We start from the raw sequence: 15,049 nt of genomic DNA, 5'->3' as shown, positions 1-15,049 counted from the left end.
GTATTTGGAGCGGATGACGGGAATCGAACCCGCATATTCAGCTTGGGAAGCTGATGTTCTACCACTGAACTACATCCGCATAGTGATCCACAGGATACACGGACGACCCCGCCGCGCCCACACAGGGCGGTTCGGGCTAGGGGCAAGATCAGGGCAGGTCTCCGGGACCAGCCCTGATGTCCAGGCAAGTGCCGCTCCACACACTGGCCGCATGATTCTCTCCAGGGTCGGATGGGCCCTCATGACAATCCTGTCCCTGCTGGTGGTGCTGATCTCCACGCACTATCTGGCGTTTGACTCCACCACCTACTTCGAGCAGCAGCGTGAGGTGTTCATCCGGCGCGAGGTCGTGCTCGGGATCCACATCTGCGGTGCCCTCCTCGCCTTGATCACCGGTCCGTGGCAGTTCGCGCGATCCATCCGGAACCGCTGGCCGCGCGTCCACCGGATCACCGGCCGCGCGTACGTCCTCGGGTGTCTCGTCGGTGGCGTCGGCGGGCTCGCGCTCGCCACGACGGCGCACGGGGGCTGGGTGACGTCGCTGGGGTTCGCCGGGCTCGCGATCGCGTGGTTGGGGACGACCGTCGTCGCGTTCGCGATGATCAGGGTGAGGCGGGTGGCCGAGCACAAGAAGTGGATGATCCGCAGCTTCTCGCTGACCTTCGCCGCGGTCACGTTGCGGCTGATGCTGGGCGCGTATGAGGGCTTTGAGCTGGACATCGCCTTCGCCGACGCCTACTCCGCGATCGCGTGGCTGTGCTGGGTGCCGAACCTGGCCGTGGCGTGGTGGTTCACCCGGAGCAGGCAGCCTCTACTCTTGGCCCGTGCTGCTGAGCGACCGTGACCTGCTGAAAGAACTCGATTCCGGGCGACTGGGGATCGAGCCGTTCGAGCCGCTGATGGTCCAGCCGTCGAGCGTGGACGTGCGGTTGGACCGGTTCTTCCGGGTCTTCAACAACACCAAGTACACCCACATCGACCCCCGGCAGCAGCAGGACGAGCTGACCACCCTGGTCGAGCCGGACGGCGACGAGCCGTTCGTGCTGCACCCCGGCGAGTTCGTCCTCGGCTCGACGTTCGAGGCCGTGACCCTGCCCGACGACCTGGCGGGCAGGCTTGAGGGCAAGTCGTCGCTGGGCAGGCTCGGGTTGCTGACGCACTCGACCGCCGGGTTCATCGACCCCGGGTTCACCGGCCACATCACGCTGGAGCTGTCCAACGTGGCCAACCTGCCGATCACGCTCTGGCCGGGCATGAAGATCGGCCAGCTCTGCCTGTTCCGGCTGACCTCCCCGTCCGACCACCCTTACGGGTCGGCGCAGGCCGGCTCCCGGTATCAGGGTCAGCGCGGGCCGACGCCGTCGCGGGCCTACCTGAACTTCCATCGGGTGGACACCCGGCGCTGACCGGGGTTTCCACTACTTGGGACCTCGCCGCGCACGGGCGTGATCCCGGCCGCCATCAGCGGAAACAGCGCGCCCAAGGCCAGCGCCCACGGCCACCCGATCGCGGTGACGATCGCGGCGAACGCGGGCGCTGTCGCCATGGCCATCGAGTTCTGACCGGTGTTCTGCAGGCCCATGGCCCGACCGGCCCACGCCGGTCCGGCCAGTTCGGCGGTCGCGACGAACGACAGGCCGTTGGGGCTCGCCGAGATGATCAGCACCGCGACCAGGCCTGCCAGGGCCAACGCGGGGGCCACCGCGTCGCCGACCGCCCACACGATCATCGACACGGTGCCCGCGATGGCGATCGTGCGCATCGGCCGCATCCGGCTGGCGACGCGGTCCGACCAGACACCGGCCCCGACTCGGCCCAGCGCGCCGACCAACTGGACCACCGCGATGACCGCGCCCGCGGTCACCGGATCCCAGCCCTGCTCGGACACCAGATAGGTCAGCGCGAACACGGTCGAGACGAACTGCGGCCACACCAGCAGCGCGCTGGCCCCGTGCACCCGCCAGAGCCGCGGACTCCGATACGGCGACGGCGCGCGCACCTCGTCTCGGCTCGCGCGTGGACGGCTGGGCACGACAACGCCCACCACGATCGCCATGACAAGGCAGATCCCGGCGGGCACAAGCAGCGCCAGCCGGTAGCCCCAGGCCGCGCCCAGCGGTGGGAGCAGCACGGCGGCCAGGCTCAAGCCGAGCGGCTGCGCGCTCTGTCGGATGCCCATGGCCAGCCCGCGCTGCGAGACGTCGAACGCGGCCAGGATCGCCCGGCCGCTGGTGACGTTGATCGACGACCCGAAGGCGCCCGCCGCGATCAGCGCGAAGCCGAGCCCGCTCAGACCCGGCAGAGTCGCCGCCGCTATCCCGAACAGACCGGTGCCCAGCGTGCCGATGACCATGATCAGCCGCTCGCCGAACCGATCGGCCAGCGCGCCCCACAGGATCAGCGTGGCGAGGACGCCCAGCAGCGGCGCCGCGGCGATCGTGCCCGCCTGGGTCAGGGTGATCCCCTCGGCGGTCCGCATGAGCGGGATCAGGAACGGCAGTCCGTAGACGAGTGAGATCGATCCGGTCTGGGTGACGACCACCGCGGTGAGGATCGACCATCGGGACATTTACTTAACATAGCTAACGATCGGGCGTCCGCCTATGACACGGATAACAACGGAGGGGGCCGCCGAAGCGACCCCCTCCGTTGAACTCGACTCAGCTGGCGGGTGACCTGTCCTCTTCCGGCAGCTCGGCCGGTTCCGGCTTGCGCTTCACCGAGGACAGCAGCAGCTGCGCCACGTCGACCACCTCGACATGCTCGGCCGCCAGGCCGTCGGACTTCCGCGCGGTCACGCCGTCGGTGAGCATCACGCGGCAGAACGGGCAGCCGGTGGCGATCTTCGACGGTGCGGTGCCGAGGGCCTCATCGACCCGCTCGACGTTGATGCGCTTGCCGATGTGCTCTTCCATCCACATCCGCGCGCCACCCGCGCCGCAGCACATGGCGCGGTCGGCGTGGCGGGGCATCTCGCGCAGGGTCGCGCCGGACGCGCCGACCAGCTCGCGGGGCGCCTCGTAGATCTTGTTGTGGCGGCCCAGGTAGCACGGGTCGTGGTAGGTGACGTCCTCGGCGACCGGGGCGATCGGCACCAGGCGCCGCTCGCGGACCAGGCGGTTGAGCAGCTGGGTGTGGTGCACGACCTCGAACTGGCCGCCCAGCTGCGGGTACTCGTTGGCCAGAGTGTTGAAGCAGTGCGCACAGGTCACCACGACCTTGCGCTTGCCCCGCGGCCTGCCCTCGAAGACCGAGTTGATGACCTCGACGTTCTGCTGGGCGAGCATCTGGAACAGGAACTCGTTGCCCGCGCGGCGGGCCGGGTCGCCCGTGCAGGTCTCCTCGGTGCCGAGGACGACGTAGTTGACCTCGGCCATGTGCAGCAGCTCGGCGACGGCCTGGGTGGTCTTCTTCGCGCGGTCCTCGAACGCGCCCGCGCAGCCGACCCAGAACAGGTACTCGGTCTCGTCGGCGAGTTCACCGTCGAACACCGGGACCTCGAAGTCCAGCGCGTCGGTCCAGGCCAGCCGGTCCTTGGCGTTCTGGCCCCACGGGTTGCCCTTGTTCTCCAGGTTCTTGAACATGCCGCCCAGCTCGGACGGGAAGTTCGACTCGATGAGGACCTGGTAGCGGCGCATGTCGACGATGTGGTCGACGTGCTCGATGTCCACCGGACACTGCTCGACGCAGGCGCCGCAGGTGGTGCAGGACCACAGCACGTCCGGGTCGATGACGCCGAGCTCGTCGACGCCGCCGATCAGCGGACGCTCGGCCTCGGCCAGCGCCAGGACGTCCACATTGGAGTGGTCGGGCAGGCCGATCTCGTCGCCCGCCATGTCCTTCTTACCGCCCGCGAGCAGGTACGGCGCCTTGGCGTAGGCGTGGTCGCGCAGCTGCGTGATCAGCAGCTTCGGCGACAACGGCTTGCCGGTGTTCCACGCCGGGCACTGCGACTGGCAGCGGCCGCACTCGGTGCAGGTGGTGAAGTCGAGCCAGCCCTTCCAGGAGAAGTCCTCGACCTTGCCCGCGCCGAACGCGTCGGTCTCCGGGTCGGCCTCCTCCAGGTCGAGCACCTTGCCGCCGGACATCATCGGCTTCATCGCGCCGAGCGCCACGCCGCCGTCGGCCTCACGCTTGAAGTAGATGTTGAAGAACGCGCTGAACCGGTGCCACGCCACGCCCATGGTCATGTACTTGGCCACGACGTAGACCCAGATCATCGCGCCCATGAGCTTGATGAAGGCCAGGCCCGACACCAGGTCCGCGCTCGCGGGCAGCAGCTCGCCGACCGGGTTGGACACGATCGCGGCCCACCACGGCAGGTCGTGGGCGCCCATGGCGGCCTTGCCCGCGCGGACGCCGAGGATGCCGATGCCCTCGAAGATCACCACGGCCTCGACGAAGTAGGCCTGCCAGAAGTTCGAGCCCTGGAAGCGGGACTGGCGGTCGGCCCGGCGCGGGTGGTTGAGCTGGCGGACGACGACGAGCGCGACACCGCCGACGATGGTGGCGATGCCCAGCAGCTCCATCAGCAGGTGCCACAGATTCCAGTGGTCGAGGATCGGCCAGCCCCAGGTCGGGACGAACACCTCGCCGTAGGCCTCGAACAGCGCGGCGGACCCGATGAGGAAGCCCCACATCACCATCCAGTGCGCCAGGCCGACGTGCCGGAACTTGTTCATCCGGGTGTGGGCGGCGAACTCGGTGATCAGGGTCGTCATCCTGGCAACGAACGGGCCGTTGCGGGTGGGGTCGGGCTGCCCGAGGCGGATGATCTTGACCATCCGCGCGACAGTGCGGACGAACATCCCCCAGGCCACGATGCTGACCGCGACCGCGATCAGACCCAACGTCAACTGCACGGCACCCATGTGGCGTTGACCTCTTCCGTCATTCCGTTTGGGACGGGACTTTAGCTCTTCTTACTCGCCGGTAACCAACTGAGTGAAGCCTAAGTCGAGCAAGTGTGGCGCACACCTCGGCAAGTATTGGGACACTTGTTCAGGTAGTTTGCCACTATGCATCCGCTCATCTTGCTCGCCATCGCGATCGTCGGCGAGGTGGCCGCGACGGTCTCGCTGAAGCTGTCCGAGGGGTTCAGCAAGCTGGTCCCGTCGGTTGTTGTCATCGTCGGATACGGAGTCGCCTTCACCGCACTCGCCAAGCTGCTGAAGCAGGGCTTTCCGGTGGGTGTCGCCTACGCGGTCTGGGCCGCGATCGGCGTCGCGGCGGTGGCGCTCATCGGCGCGCTCTTCCTCGACGAGCCGTTCACCCCGGTCATGGGGCTGGGCTTGGCGATGGTGATCGGAGGCGTGCTCCTGCTCGAACTCGGGCGGACCCACTGACCCGCTCCTACCGCCGCGTCGACGGCCGCAAGGCCCGCGGCGACCGGCGGCGGTCGGAGATCATCGAGGCCACCTTGCGCGTGATCGAGTCCGACGGCGTCGCCGGGGTCAGCCACCGCTCGGTCGCGCGCGAGGCGGGGGTGCCTGCCACGTCGATCACCTATCACTTCGCGGGTCTGGACGACCTGCTGGTCGACACCCTGACCTGGTCGGCGGAGAACCTGGCCGTGGAGGCCCGCGACCTGATCGAGTCGAGCCGGATCAAGGGCGGCAGCCCGGCCGCGGCGGTGGCGTCGCTGTTGGCCACGGCGCTAGGACCGAGGCGGGGCCGGACGATGGCGGAGTACGAGTTGTATCTCTTGGCGGCGCGGCGCCCCAGTCTGCGGCCCGCCGCGCGGATGTGGCTGGACGTGCTGACCAGCCTGGCCCGCCATCCGGACGAGGTCGGATTCCGGGCATTCCTCGCGGGCGTCGATGGAATGCTCATGCAGGGCCTGATCGACGACGAGCCGCCCACGGCCGCGGAGTTGCTGCCGGTGGTGGAACACCTGCTCGCTCCCCTTCGGTGAGTGACCGACCGCGTCAGATGATCAGGTCGAACCCGCATGCCGCGCCCGACGCCGCGGCCAGTTTCGCGTCACACGTGACAAGGGGGCCGCCGAGGTGCTCCGCGAGTGCGACGTACGCCGCGCCGTAAGGGGTGATGTTGTTCCGCAACTCCCACATACGCTCAAGAAGTGGGGCGATCGGCATGCGACGGATCGGGAAACCCGCGAGGTGTCTCAACGCATTGGGTACCGCCTGCATCAGCGTTGGGTTCCCCCGGGCCATTCCACGCAGAGCTGAGAGCACCTCGGCGTCCAGATGCGCGGGCGCGAACAGCGCGTGCCCTGCGGAAAGGCGTGCCACCGTCTCCGGTCGTCGTACGTCGTCGGCCGCGTAGAACGCCGCCAAGACCGAAGCATCGACAACCATCAAGCTCACGAGGCTTCCCGGACATCGCGCACAGCGGCCACGGCGTCGTCGAGGGTGACGCCGGTTCCACGTGGTGGCTCGTAGGACGTCACATAGTCGGCGATGCTGAGCACCTTGGCGACCTCAGCGAGGCGTTCCACCACAAAAGCGTTCAACGATTGCCGATTGGCCTCGGCCCCTTCGGCCAGCGCGTCGTAGATCTCGTCCGGTACATCCCGCAGGTTGATTCGCTTCATGGCGCCATTATGGCACCAAGAGGGCTGGAAGTCCTGTTGCCCCGGGGGTTGAGCGGAACACTTGCTCGGCCACGGCGCTAGGACCGCGGCGGGGCCGGACGATGGCGGAGTACGAGTTGTATCTCTTGGCGGCGCGCCGCCCCAGCCTGCGGCCCGCCGCGCGGATGTGGCTGGACGTGCTGACCAGCCTGGCCCGCCATCCGGACGAGGTCGGATTCCGGGCATTCCTCGCGGGCGTCGATGGAATGCTCATGCAGGGACTGATCGACGACGAGCCGCCGACGGCGGCGGAATTGTTGCCCGTGGTCGAGCATCTCTTGGCTCCACTTCGCTGACCAGCGGCGATGTGGGGTAGCTGAATAAACCGGAACATTCCACCTGGCACAGCGTGGACTGCCCGTTTGATCCCTCATAGCGTTTCGCCGTGCCGGTTGTCCACCGGTAACGCAATTCGCTGGAGGGAAAGGCGGTAAATTGTGTCTGTCGATGAACGACAGAGCGGAAGAAGAATTCATGGGCTCGTCGCCGCAGGGATCGCGGCCGGATTGGCGTTCTGGTCGGTCCCGTCCGCGCAGGCGCAGACGCAGCCGAGTCCGGAGCGCGTGCTCAAGGTCGACTACGTCGGCGACGGGATGCTCGCGGGCGCGGGCCTGACCGATACGTACCTCGACGCGGCCGACCCCAGGGCGCAGTCGCGGATGTCGGCCCCGGCCCAAGCCCTGGCCCGGTTGCAGGGCGCGAACCCCGGCGTGCGGGTCGACGCCAGGGTCGCCGCGGCCGTCGGTGCCCGCACGGCGCACTACTTCGCGCCGCAGGAGGGCGGCGGCAAGGTGGTCAACACCGCCCAGCGCGACCAGGTGCGGCCCGACGCGGACGTGGTCGTGGTCGGGTTCGGGGCCAACGACATGCTCTATCCCGAGCTGCTGCTGGCCGCGGCCGGGACCCTGCCAGAGGGATCGCCGTCGTTCAGCGAGATCGTCGGCCAGATCGAACCCGGCGTCAGCACCTTGGTCAACGACGACGGACACCGCGGACTCGCCACATCGGGCGAGCCGGGCCACGCGGGCACCATTACCGCCAGGCTGCTGCAGATCCTCACCGACCTGCGGCAGCGGGCCCAGCGCGCCAAGATCGTTCTGACGACCTACCCGCTGGTGTTCGACCCGGCCGCGACGAACCTGCCCGCCGAGATCACCCGCGACGAGCTCACCGTGGCCGACGAGGTCGCCAAACGCCTCAACGCCGCCATCGACCGCGCGAGCCGGATCTGCGGTTGCGCGTCGGTCGCGGACCTGTCGTCCACGGTGAAGGGCCGGGAGATGTTCACCGCGAACTCCGCGGTCAACGACCTGACCCCGCGTCCGGGCCTCGCCCAGCCGACCCTCGCGGGCGCCGCGCTGGCGGCGACCCCACTGGCCGAAGCGATCGCCAAAGCCACCGCCCTCACCGCCCCGGCGGCGTCGGGCGACCTGGCGAACACCGAGTCCCTGCGGTTGGCCCGCGTGACGCCCACGGGGTCGGCCAAGCCCCACCCGGTTGCCCGCGTCTCGCACCCCGCTGCCCGCGCGCAGCGGCCGGTGACGATCGTGCGGCAGGCGCCCGCACCGAGGGCGATGGTCAGCGCTCGCCCGGCTAGCGCCGCGACGCGTCCAGCCCCCGTCGTGCAGCAGGCCCCAGCCGCGGCGGTGCGTTCGACTCCGGCCGCACCCGCTCCGGCGGTGGCAGGGGCTTCGGCTCCGGCCGAGCCGAAGTCGCCTGCGGACGTGCTGCGGGACCAGTTGGGACTGGACCGTGACGGCCGCTGCCGCAACGTCCTTGGGTGCAGGCCAGAGGTGAGTGCGGCCGAGAAGCGCGCACCCGAGTCGGACGGATTCGCGTCGGCCTTCCGGGACGCACTGGCGGCCACCACGAAGGACCCCGGTCGGGAGCCAGAACTGGATGTCGACCCCCGACCCGAGCCGAAGCCGAAGCCGGAGCCGAAGCCGGAGCCGAAGCCCGAGCCGGATATCGACCCGCGGCCCAAGCCCGTGCCGCTGCCGAGGCCCTTGCCGGTGCCCCGGCCCGAGCCCCGGCCCGAGCCCCTGCCGCTGCCCTGGCCCGAGCCGCTGCCGCGCCCCCGGCCTGAGCCGCTGCCGCTGCCTGAACCGAAGCCGGTGCCGGTGCCGTTGCCGCCGGTCGTGTCGCCAGATGACCTGGACGTGCTGCGCAAGCGGCTGGGCCTGGTCAAGGAAGGCCACTGCCTGAACGCGATCGGCTGCCCACCCTGGACGACCGGCGAAGCCACCGCACGCGATCGCGTCCGTGCCGCGGAAACCGACGGCATTCTGATCCGAATGAGGAGTGAGAAGTGAAGATCGGATCCAAGGCCCGATTGGTGGCCATGAGCTTCGCCCTGAGCGGCGCGCTGCTGATCGGCGGCACCACCGGGGTAGCGAACGCGTACATGGAAGGTGACAACGGCAGCCCCGCCGACACCTCTGCGCCTGCCGACTCCGGCCCGGCGCCTGATCACGATCCGAGGGGTGAGGCCGAGTCGCCGGGGGCCGGTCGCGGTTCTGGGAGCGAGGGGAACAAATCCGGTGGCGGTCCGGAGAAGTCCGCCGACGAGCAGGATCACGATCCGAGGGGTGAGGCCGAGTCGCCGGGTGCCGGTCGCGGTTCTGGGAGCGAGGGGAACAAATCCGGTGGCGGTCCGGAGAAGTCCGCCGACGAGCAGGATCACGATCCGAGGGGTGAGGCCGAGTCGCCGGGTGCCGGTCGCGGTTCTGGGAGCGAGGGGAACAAATCCGGTGGCGGTCCGGAGAAGTCCGCCGACGAGCAGGATCACGATCCGGTGGGTGAAGCCGCGTCGCCGGGTGCCGGTCGTAGTAGTGGTTCGGAGCCATCGGGTTTGGTCGACATGGGGGCTTCGGCCGTGAACGCCACTGGGTATGCGGGTCTCGACTTGTCGAACCCCGAGGTTGCGAACCTGGGGCAGACGGTCGAGAAGTCGAGCCTCGTCGACTTCGGCGATGTCAACAACCTCGTCGGGCCCTCGCCCGGCCTGAATGTCAATTCGTCCTTGAATTCCGGCATGGTGAGTTTCGGGGCCGCCCCCGCACAGGTCGAGGATGTCGTCGACTACACCGCCACCTTCAGCCCGGAGCTCGCCTACAGCCCCCACCGGGGGTGACCGCCAACCTGGCGTTCGAGGCGAAGGCCCTGACTCCGCAGGGGCAGCCCCGGATGGACCTGCCTGTCCACGCTGGGGTGCGTGGGTGTCTCAGCGCATGTTTGGGTCTCGGATTTTCACATCTGCCAGGCCGCGGGTTTTCAGTCAACTTGGATTACGCCCCGTTCGGCTGGAACTTCGGCCTAAAGAGCCATGTTCGGACCGTCGCAGGTCCCACACAAGCCAGTGGCTCTTATAGGTCGTACGTTTCGCAGAAGTTGGAGCAGCCATACATCGGAGGGGACCTCCACCTCTACTCTGCGCAAGTGGAGTCGGAATTCGGCCCGTTCGGGCGGGAGAAGACCTATGGCTGGTCGGGCGATTCATGGGGGCTGGCCACAGGAATCGGGCACATCGACACTACGTTCGAGGGACGTGCCTTCCAGATCTGGTGAGTCATCCGGAGCGGCGGTGGACCTCATCGAGGTCCGCCGCCGTGACCAGTCCGACCTCGGCGATCCGCTTGCCGACCGCGAACCGAACGTTCTGCAGCCGCTTGACGCGGGGGGCGCGGAACGGGTCGTCCGGCTCGCCGAAAGCGATCGTGGCTACCGACCGGATCGCCTCGTCAACCCGTTGGGAGCGTTCGAGGTTCCAGGCATAGCCGTGCCAGCCGAGGATTCGTTCGTAGATCTCGCGGTTCGACGGTGGGCGCGGATAGTCGTCGTCGCCCGCGAGCCAGGGTTCGGCCAGGGCCAGCGCGACGAACCACTCGCGTTCGCCTTTCGCCAGGCCGGGGGCGCGGCTGGTCGGGTCCTGTTCGACGGGCGCCGGTGGTTGCGGGGTGATCCGGATCGGGTCGACCGGGCGCACGTCGATCATGAGCGGCAGGTCGGTGAATCCGGTGTCGCAGACTCGGCCGCGCAGCAGCAGAAGCTGGCTCTCGCCTTCATCCATCAGCGCCGACATTCCCGCCGACAACGTCACTCGGCGAGCGCCGCCAGGAGCGTCGAACAAGCTCGACAGCTGGGCGCCGCCTTCGCCTCGCCATCGCATTCTTGCCAACTCGTTGGTCACGGCCAATTCCCCGACAAGACGGGACACATGTGGCGCGCAGTCAGGCAAGGCGAGAGTCGTGTAGCGGAGTTGGGTGTCCGCGTCACCTTCCGGGGTTGGTGACCGGCCGATCAGCAGCGTGTCCCCCGAACCGAGGACCACCGTGGGCGCCCCCGCACCCCGAACGACGACCCTGAGCATCCGTACCACCCCATGAGTCACTCTACTGATTGATCAAGGAAGTCCGTTGGGGCGCAATGGCTTGATATGCTCGGCCACGGGAGGGACCGGGCGGTGGAGACAGTCACGCTCGACGGCTACGACGACGTCACCCCGATCGCCAAGGGAGGCGGCAGCGTCGTCTTTCGGGCACGCCACCGCGGACTCGACCGCGTGGTCGCGGTGAAGGTCATCGACATCCATGACGCCGCCGCCGCGCGCCGGTTCCAGCGCGAACTCGACATCACCCTGACCTTGGGTCGCGAGCACCCCAACATCGTCACCGTTCTCGACACCGCGACCCTGCCATCGGGTCAGCCATGCCTGGTCATGGAGTACCACGAGGCCGGATCGCTGCACGACCGACTTGTCGAGTCCGGGCCGCTGCCGCCCGCCGACGTGGCCGAGATCGGCGCCGCGGTGGCCGACGCACTCGCGTTCGCGCACCAGCAAGGCGTCGTGCACCGCGATGTCAAGCCGCAGAACATCTTGCGGTCGGCCACGTCGTATGTCCTGTCCGACTTCGGGATATCCCGGCGGATGGACGCCGGGTACTCGACCTCGATGGAGCTCTTCAGCTACCGGCACGCGTCGCCGCAGGTGCTCGACGGCGAACTTCCCGCCGCGGCCGACGACGTCTACTCGCTCGGATCCACGCTCTACACGCTATTGGAGGGCAATCCGCCGTTCAGCGCGGACGACCCCGACGACGACACGCCACTGGCGTACCTGCGGCGGGTGCGGACCGGTAGGCCGCGGCCGATGACCCGGGCTGACGTGCCCGCCGACCTGGCCGACGCCATCACCCGGTGCCTGGCTCGACGGCGCGAGGATCGGTTCGCCGCGGCGGCGGACCTGGCGCACGCGCTCGCGGGTGGTCCACTCGCCCGGCCGCGAGTCGTCTGGCGGCCGGTTGTCGCGGCCGCCGCTGTGGCGCTCGTCCTGGGCGGGGCGGCCGGATTCGGGTGGACGTGGTGGCAGGCGAAACCATCCGGGTCGACTGCCGCGTCGCCGACACCGCCGCTGCGAGACGACCCAGCCATCGCGCCGGTCATCACGGGAGTCGACGACCAGCGCAGCGGTGTCGTCATCCACTGGCGCGACACGAGTGGCGGGACCGCCGTGTTCGCGGTAACCCGCAGGGCCGGTGACGTGGTCACCCTGGCGGCCAGGGCTCCGGCGGGCACCTCCAAGGTCACCATCGCGGGACTGGACCCGGCGGTGACCAGGTACTGCTTTCAGGTCTCGGCCGTCGTCACCGATCGGCGCGGACAGTCCGCGGAGCACTGCGTCCGGTCGTGATCATCTAGCCGGCCGTGGTGATCTGGTTGGACTCCGGTGAGCGCCCCGGCGCGTCGTCGGCCTCGACGAAGAACGTGCCGGAGCTGCCGGGGTCGAGCGAGGTGACCACGGCCGAGTTCGCCGAACCCGACACGTCGAGCACCTGCCGCGCACCGGGGCGGCCCGCCATCGGGGGCTTGGCGGCCCAGAACCAGACGTAGTAGCGGTCCGGCCGGGCCGCGCCCGGTGTCCAGCTGACCAGCACGGACCCGTCGCCCCGCGCTGTCGCGCTCACGCTCGTGGGGATGATCGCCGCCCCCGTGCCCGTCGTGGTTGGAGGTGGCGGCGGTACTGCCTGGGTCGTGGTGGTTGGCTGCGGGCCTGCCGAACCAGGGCGGGTCGTCGCCGTCGGCCCGGTCGTCGTGACAGGCGCGGCCGGACCGGTGGTGGTCGAGGTGGTCGTCGTGCCCGTCGGGGCGACACTCGCGGACGTTTCCGGCCGGGTGTCGACTGGTCGGGTGCTGCCGTCCGGCTCGATCACGATGTCCGTACTCGAACCGGGCACCCGGACCACGATGGTGGCGTCGCGTGAGATCAGGATCGGGTCGCCGCCTGCCGGGACGGTGAGGTCGGGGCGGACCTGGAGGCCGTCCGCGCCGAGCGCGATGACCCGTCGTGCGCCGAGGCACGGGACGTAGGTCACGGCGTCGAGCACGGCGGGTTTGCCTGGCCGGTCGCAGCCCACAGCGGCGACGTCGACGTCGGAGACCTGCGTGCCTCGGATGAAGATCACCATGCCCGCGGGCTCCACCGCCACCGGCACGGACTCGGCGCCGCCGCGGTCGGCTGTGCGCACGGGCGTGCGCAGCCCGGTCACCGTGACGGTCTGGTCGGTGCCCGCGCCGACCCGGATCGCCGCGCCTGCCTCCGGGCTGATCAACGTCGCCCCGCGCTGGTGCCCCATCAGCACCGATTCCGCTCCGATGCCGGTGACCGGTCGCCTCGTCGACTCGGTGAGCGCGCCGCCCGCCCAGGTGAGCTCGATCAGCGACCCGGACTTGTCGATGGCCCAGACCGTGCCCGCGTCATCGACCACCGCGTCGGCCAACCCGCCGACCGTGCGCCACGGCACGCCGAGCGACTTCGCGGAGATCCGGTCGGTCGCCGTGATGGTGCCGTCGTTGTAGTCGACGAGGTAGTCGTGTCCGGGTGTGGTGAGCAGCTTGGTGATGTGGTCGACCCGGTGGTCGGGTAGCCGCACGAGGCTGTGCGCGATCACCGTGCCGAGCCAGAACCCCGCGACGATCGCGGGCACCGTGGCCACGGTCAGCCTGCGAATCCTGGTGCGTGACAACGGGTTGCTCCTCCAGGTCGTTCTCCCAAGCAGTCTAGTGAGGTAGGGACATCCCATGACCACGAATCAGGGAAGCTCCTGACTCGCGCAAGAATGAGAGACATGCTCGACACCTCATCCTGGTCCGCCACCGAGTGGTCGCTGGTCCCCTGGCTGTCCAAGCTCGAAGACAACCAGTTCATCACCGTGTCCGCGCCCGCTGTCGCAGCCACCAGATCGGGCTTCTTCCGCCGCAATCGCGTGTCGGCCCCGTTCGTCCAGGCACTGCGGATGGACGACTTCCTCTACACCGAGTGTGTCGGCTCCACCTCCTTCGGCGGTCGGTACGCCTGGGCGCCCGACGACGAGGCCGCGCTCAAGCGGCTGGGCTGGGAGCCGGTGACCATCGGCGAGCGGGTCTTCGCTGTCCACTTCCCCCGCGACCAGACCCGAGCGGCCGCCCGGCTGCTCGTGGTCACCTTGCGCGACGTCGCCAGGGTCGCGGATCCGACGCTGCTCGAAGTCGGTTCCGGCTGAGTGGGGGTAGGGACAACCCCCGGGTCGATTCGGGGGCATTCCTGATGCCACGCGCCCGCGCACATCAATAGCGTCTTCCTCAGTCAAGGTTCCAGGGTGAGGGGTGCGGGATGGCGCGTCGGACGTGGGTGCTGGGGGTGTCCGCGGTGGGGGTCGCGGGCGCGGTGCTGTGGTTGGGGGCCTGCGGGATGGTCTCCAGGCAGTTCGCGGACGACACGAAGATCGACCAGACGATCAAGTCGGTGCTGGTTGCCAGCGACTCCGGGTCGGTGAAGATCCGGGCGGGCGGGTCGACCACCGTGCACCGCGAGGTGCACCACAACGGGGACCGGCCAGGGGCCACCTCCCGGGTGGACGGCGACGTGCTGATCCTTGAGGGCTGCTCGGTGCGCAACTGCTGGGTCGACTACGACGTCGTGGTTCCCGAGGGGGTGACGGTGTCCGGCAAGGTCGACTCGGGGGACGTGACGATCGAGGGCGCCAAGTCGGTCAGCCTGCAGGCCAGCTCGGGGGACGTGACGGTTCGCAAGGTCTCCGGGACGGTCAACGTCGAGGCGAACTCGGGGCGGGTCGAGCTGGTCGACATCGGCGACAACATCGCCGTCGAGGCCGACTCGGGGGACGTCAAGGCGGTGGGGATCGGCGGGTCGGCCGACATCGGGGCGTCGTCGGGGAACATCGAGGTGCGGCTGGACAAGGTCGGCAACGTGCGGGCCGTGTCCAACAGCGGCGGGGTGACCGTCGCGGTGCCAAGGGGGAGCTACAAGGTCACCACCGACGTCGACAGCGGCGCCCTCGACTGCGCGATCACGAGCGAGGAGTCGGCGGCCAACTCCGTCGACGTCAAGGCCGACAGCGGTGACGTGGCGATCAGGTTCAGCTGACCGGGTGCGTGGCGGCGGCAGTCGAGGGGGCT

General features: G+C 69.1%; 16 protein-coding genes, 1 tRNA gene and 1 pseudogene. 11 read left to right on the top strand and 7 right to left on the bottom strand.

Annotated elements, in window-relative coordinates; genetic code table 11:
* Window positions 1-5: 5 nt before the first annotated feature.
* Window positions 6-79 (bottom strand) — tRNA-Gly (locus BN1701_RS25820).
* Between the two features lie 132 nt (window positions 80-211).
* Between BN1701_RS25820 and BN1701_RS25815 the strand changes: the two genes are divergently transcribed.
* Both BN1701_RS25815 and dcd read left to right on the top strand, forming a co-directional pair.
* On the top strand, window positions 212-844 hold the full coding sequence (locus tag BN1701_RS25815) for a DUF2306 domain-containing protein (protein ID WP_054053048.1): 633 nt from the start codon (window positions 212-214) through the stop codon (window positions 842-844).
* A complete protein-coding gene (dcd, locus tag BN1701_RS25810; RefSeq protein WP_054053046.1) occupies window positions 825-1,406 on the top strand; it encodes a dCTP deaminase in 582 nt (193 codons plus the stop codon). Before BN1701_RS25815 ends, dcd begins: the two co-directional genes overlap by 20 nt.
* On the opposite strand, the gene BN1701_RS25805 is transcribed toward dcd, so the two are convergent.
* Together BN1701_RS25805 and BN1701_RS25800 are read right to left on the bottom strand one after the other, a co-directional pair.
* Complete coding sequence (locus BN1701_RS25805) at window positions 1,370-2,569, bottom strand: MFS transporter (RefSeq protein ID WP_054053044.1); 1,200 nt, start codon at window positions 2,567-2,569, stop codon at window positions 1,370-1,372. The two genes, dcd and BN1701_RS25805, sit on opposite strands and share 37 nt — an antisense overlap.
* 91 nt (window positions 2,570-2,660) lie before the next feature.
* Window positions 2,661-4,871 carry a (Fe-S)-binding protein gene (locus BN1701_RS25800; protein ID WP_054053042.1) on the bottom strand — a complete coding sequence of 737 codons (2,211 nt, stop codon included), beginning with the start codon at window positions 4,869-4,871 and terminating at the stop codon, window positions 2,661-2,663.
* 147 nt (window positions 4,872-5,018) lie between these two features.
* Between BN1701_RS25800 and BN1701_RS25795 the strand changes: the two genes are divergently transcribed.
* On the top strand, window positions 5,019-5,345 hold the full coding sequence (locus BN1701_RS25795) for a multidrug efflux SMR transporter (RefSeq protein WP_054053040.1): 327 nt from the start codon (window positions 5,019-5,021) through the stop codon (window positions 5,343-5,345).
* The gene (locus tag BN1701_RS25790; protein ID WP_054056128.1) at window positions 5,342-5,914 is read left to right on the top strand and encodes a TetR/AcrR family transcriptional regulator; all 573 of its coding nucleotides are present in this window, start codon (window positions 5,342-5,344) and stop codon (window positions 5,912-5,914) included. Before BN1701_RS25795 ends, BN1701_RS25790 begins: the two co-directional genes overlap by 4 nt.
* A gap of 13 nt (window positions 5,915-5,927) precedes the next feature.
* Here the strand turns inward: BN1701_RS25790 and BN1701_RS25785 are convergent, their stop codons facing one another.
* Window positions 5,928-6,320, bottom strand: a complete 393-nt coding sequence (locus tag BN1701_RS25785) for a type II toxin-antitoxin system VapC family toxin (RefSeq protein WP_255364685.1) — start codon at window positions 6,318-6,320, stop codon at window positions 5,928-5,930.
* A 5-nt stretch (window positions 6,321-6,325) separates the two neighbouring features.
* On the bottom strand, window positions 6,326-6,556 hold the full coding sequence (locus tag BN1701_RS25780; protein ID WP_054053038.1) for a hypothetical protein: 231 nt from the start codon (window positions 6,554-6,556) through the stop codon (window positions 6,326-6,328).
* A 68-nt stretch (window positions 6,557-6,624) separates the two neighbouring features.
* Here BN1701_RS25780 and BN1701_RS25775 point away from each other — a divergent pair.
* From BN1701_RS25775 to BN1701_RS37915, 4 genes and pseudogenes are all read left to right on the top strand, one after another.
* Window positions 6,625-6,891 (top strand): annotated as a pseudogene (locus BN1701_RS25775) (TetR/AcrR family transcriptional regulator); the annotation flags it as partial.
* Window positions 6,892-7,101: 210 nt separating this feature from the next.
* On the top strand, window positions 7,102-8,907 hold the full coding sequence (locus tag BN1701_RS25770; RefSeq protein ID WP_054053036.1) for a GDSL-type esterase/lipase family protein: 1,806 nt from the start codon (window positions 7,102-7,104) through the stop codon (window positions 8,905-8,907).
* Window positions 8,904-9,728: a hypothetical protein gene (locus tag BN1701_RS25765; RefSeq protein WP_054053034.1), complete on the top strand. Its 825-nt coding sequence runs from the start codon at window positions 8,904-8,906 to the stop codon at window positions 9,726-9,728. Before BN1701_RS25770 ends, BN1701_RS25765 begins: the two co-directional genes overlap by 4 nt.
* A 305-nt stretch (window positions 9,729-10,033) precedes the next feature.
* The gene (locus BN1701_RS37915) at window positions 10,034-10,162 is read left to right on the top strand and encodes a hypothetical protein (protein WP_255364656.1); all 129 of its coding nucleotides are present in this window, start codon (window positions 10,034-10,036) and stop codon (window positions 10,160-10,162) included.
* A gap of 1 nt (window position 10,163) precedes the next feature.
* Here BN1701_RS37915 and BN1701_RS25760 read toward each other — a convergent pair whose 3' ends face one another.
* Window positions 10,164-10,964: a hypothetical protein gene (locus BN1701_RS25760; protein ID WP_054053031.1), complete on the bottom strand. Its 801-nt coding sequence runs from the start codon at window positions 10,962-10,964 to the stop codon at window positions 10,164-10,166.
* 93 nt (window positions 10,965-11,057) lie between these two features.
* Here BN1701_RS25760 and BN1701_RS25755 point away from each other — a divergent pair, with 93 nt between their 5' ends.
* Entirely contained in the window at window positions 11,058-12,284 is a 1,227-nt protein-coding gene (locus BN1701_RS25755; RefSeq protein WP_172803321.1) for a serine/threonine-protein kinase, read from the top strand.
* Between the two features lie 4 nt (window positions 12,285-12,288).
* Here BN1701_RS25755 and BN1701_RS25750 read toward each other — a convergent pair whose 3' ends face one another.
* Window positions 12,289-13,617, bottom strand: a complete 1,329-nt coding sequence (locus tag BN1701_RS25750; protein ID WP_054053026.1) for a fibronectin type III domain-containing protein — start codon at window positions 13,615-13,617, stop codon at window positions 12,289-12,291.
* A gap of 102 nt (window positions 13,618-13,719) precedes the next feature.
* Here BN1701_RS25750 and BN1701_RS25745 point away from each other — a divergent pair, with 102 nt between their 5' ends.
* Window positions 13,720-14,133, top strand: a complete 414-nt coding sequence (locus tag BN1701_RS25745; RefSeq protein WP_054053024.1) for a hypothetical protein — start codon at window positions 13,720-13,722, stop codon at window positions 14,131-14,133.
* 110 nt (window positions 14,134-14,243) lie between these two features.
* Window positions 14,244-15,017, top strand: coding sequence for a DUF4097 family beta strand repeat-containing protein (locus BN1701_RS25740; RefSeq protein ID WP_067520884.1), 774 nt, complete (start codon window positions 14,244-14,246; stop codon window positions 15,015-15,017).
* Window positions 15,018-15,049 lie beyond the last annotated feature (32 nt).

It is taken from the genome of Alloactinosynnema sp. L-07 (assembly GCF_900070365.1).
Taxonomy (GTDB): domain Bacteria; phylum Actinomycetota; class Actinomycetes; order Mycobacteriales; family Pseudonocardiaceae; genus Actinokineospora.
The sequence above is the reverse complement of the archived record's forward strand: the minus strand, read 5'-3'. Positions and strand labels throughout refer to the sequence as shown.

Coding starts and splice junctions, on each gene's coding strand:
- BN1701_RS25795 (WP_054053040.1), top strand. CDS start 5,019: ATGCATCCGCTCATCTTGCTCGCCATCGCGATCGTCGGCGAGGTGGCC.
- BN1701_RS25815 (WP_054053048.1), top strand. CDS start 212: ATGATTCTCTCCAGGGTCGGATGGGCCCTCATGACAATCCTGTCCCTG.
- BN1701_RS25805 (WP_054053044.1), bottom strand. CDS start 2,569: ATGTCCCGATGGTCGATCCTCACCGCGGTGGTCGTCACCCAGACCGGA.
- BN1701_RS25740 (WP_067520884.1), top strand. CDS start 14,244: ATGGCGCGTCGGACGTGGGTGCTGGGGGTGTCCGCGGTGGGGGTCGCG.
- BN1701_RS25745 (WP_054053024.1), top strand. CDS start 13,720: ATGCTCGACACCTCATCCTGGTCCGCCACCGAGTGGTCGCTGGTCCCC.
- BN1701_RS25800 (WP_054053042.1), bottom strand. CDS start 4,871: ATGGGTGCCGTGCAGTTGACGTTGGGTCTGATCGCGGTCGCGGTCAGC.
- BN1701_RS25780 (WP_054053038.1), bottom strand. CDS start 6,556: ATGAAGCGAATCAACCTGCGGGATGTACCGGACGAGATCTACGACGCG.
- BN1701_RS25785 (WP_255364685.1), bottom strand. CDS start 6,320: ATGGTTGTCGATGCTTCGGTCTTGGCGGCGTTCTACGCGGCCGACGAC.
- BN1701_RS25760 (WP_054053031.1), bottom strand. CDS start 10,964: ATGCTCAGGGTCGTCGTTCGGGGTGCGGGGGCGCCCACGGTGGTCCTC.